This is a genomic window from Cupriavidus sp. CuC1, from assembly GCF_044627735.1.
Classification (GTDB): domain Bacteria; phylum Pseudomonadota; class Gammaproteobacteria; order Burkholderiales; family Burkholderiaceae; genus Cupriavidus; species Cupriavidus ulmosensis.
Genome location: NZ_JBIUHC010000470.1, coordinates 1 through 511 on the forward strand (window position 1 = coordinate 1; position 511 = coordinate 511).

A 511-nucleotide genomic window follows, 5' to 3' on the forward strand; every position below is an offset into this window, starting at 1 on the left:
TCGCGTTCCTCGCAGACCGAGAAGAAAAGCTTCCTGGCATGGAGATCCGGCGACTCTACATCGGTGTCGATCGACAGGACTACGTCGTCAACTGGACTGAGCGCAAGGACCGTCGCAACGTGGTCATCTCGGCCGTAGCCTCGGCCGACAACACATCCGGGTACGTGTTTGGGATGAACCCTAACTTCGACCCGGAGCTCGACCCCGAGGCAATCGAGAACGAGGTGCTGCTGCAGGGCGACAGCGAGTTGCCGCCGCAGTGGCGACGCTTTGCCAGGCTGTGGATCAAGTCGGATTTCGAAGAAGCAGTGACAATCCCTCGACGGCGCAGCACTTCGGGGTCACTCAAGGGCGAGATCGCCAGTGAGTACGATGCCGCTGCGCACAGGCTGGATGTCGAATCGCCCGAACTCTTCACCAAGGCCAATCGGCTGCCCGGGCAGGGGATGCTGGTGCACGCCGAATACACCCTTTGGGGTCACTTTCTCCATCTCGCCCGACTATTGCCGAG

Annotated in this window: 1 pseudogene; it reads left to right on the plus strand. The window is 60.9% G+C overall.

What is annotated here, in order from left to right:
• Positions 1-511, plus strand: a pseudogene (locus ACGLHR_RS52245) (hypothetical protein); the annotation flags it as partial.